Origin of the sequence: Roseomonas sp. BN140053 (genome assembly GCF_047690175.1) — a bacterium.
Classification (GTDB): Bacteria; Pseudomonadota; Alphaproteobacteria; order Acetobacterales; family Acetobacteraceae; genus Roseomonas.
The window spans coordinates 1-1,421 of the sequence record NZ_JBLLEB010000092.1 but is presented as its reverse complement, the minus strand read 5'-3'; the positions used below and the strand labels follow the sequence as shown (position 1 = coordinate 1,421).

The following is a 1,421-nucleotide window of genomic DNA, read 5'->3' as shown; positions in this document are numbered from 1 at the left end:
CACTACTTTGGCAGGCTGTTGGAACTGGCAGGAAGGCGGGGCGCTCTGATCTGGGATGATTGGAGGCGGTCATGGTGTCGAGCTTGGGTTGGAGGGGCGAGCTGGGACGCTGGCTGGCACCCTTTCTAGAGGTGCTCGGTCACCCGGCGCGACGGGCGATGTGCCCGCTCTATGTGGCAGGGCTGATTGGGCCGGGCGAGCGCAAGAGCGTCCAGCCCATGGCTGAGCGACTGGGCCTGCCGAGCCACGACGCCCTGCACCACTTCATTGCAGGCGGAACCTGGGACATGGGCCCGCTGGAGGCGGTGCTGGTGGCCGAGGCGGACCGGCTGGTAGGTGGACCGGACGCGGTCCTCGTGATCGATGACACGGCCATGCCCAAGAAGGGTCGCGCCTCGGTCGGCGTCGCGCCGCAGTACGCCACGGTGCTTGGCAAGAACGCCAACTGCCAAACGCTGGTCTCGCTGACCCTGGCCCGTGCCGAGGTGCCGGTTCCGGTCGCTCTGCGCCTGTTCCTGCCCGAGACTTGGATCAGCGATCCGGTCCGGCTCGACAGGGCTGGTGTTCCGGAGAGATGGAGGACACCACGAACCAAGCCCGAGCTCGCGCTCGCCGAACTGGACCGGGTCGTGGCGATGGGGGCACGGTTTGGCACCGTGCTGGCCGATGCGGGCTATGGCGGCAGCGCCCTGTTCCGCCAGGGCCTGAGTGCGCGCGGGCTGGCCTGGGCGGTCGGGATCCCGCGCATCCTCAAGGTCTACCCGCCCGACGTCACGCTGCTCGCACCACCATCCGGTAGTCGGCGTCGCCTGCACGAGCCCGATCGGCTCTCTCGCTCGGCCGAGGAGGTTCTCGCCGGCGCCCCCTGGCGCACCATCACCTGGCGCCGCGGCACCAAGGGGCGCCTCACGGCCCGGTTCGCGGCTTTGCGCATCAAGGTCGCGGACGGTCAGGCCCAGCAGATCGGCGGCCGTCCGGCCCAGCACCTGCCGGGTGAGGATGCCTGGGTGGTGGGCGAGCGACGTGCCTCGGGCGAGACGAAGTACCACCTGTCCAACCTGCCCGCCGACACCGGCCTCAAGGCCTTGGCGGCCGCCATCAAGGCACGCTGGACCTGCGAGCAGGCGCACCAGCAGATGAAAGAGGAACTTGGCCTCGACCACTTCGAGGGCCGCTCATGGACCGGCCTGCACCGACACGCGCTGATGACGATGCTGGCCTTTGCGTTCCTGCAGCACCGCCGCCTGGCCGAGGCAGGGCGGGGGAAAAAGGCGGGCCGGGCCACCGCCGCGGCCCAGTCTGCCCGCCGTGCGGGCCGCCCTCGTTACCCGCCTGCTCCGCGCCCGAGCACCGCCACGATGCCCCCATTGCCGCAAGTGGATCAGCGCAACGCCGGATCTGGTCCTGCCAAAGTAGTGCTA

The 1,421-nt window shown here is 69.9% G+C and carries 1 protein-coding gene; it reads left to right on the top strand.

The features are described 5' to 3' along the window. Positions 1-71: 71 nt before the first annotated feature. Positions 72-1,421 (top strand): IS701 family transposase (locus tag ACLIBK_RS25525; RefSeq protein ID WP_415390114.1); only part of this gene is annotated, 1,350 nt, incomplete at its 3' end.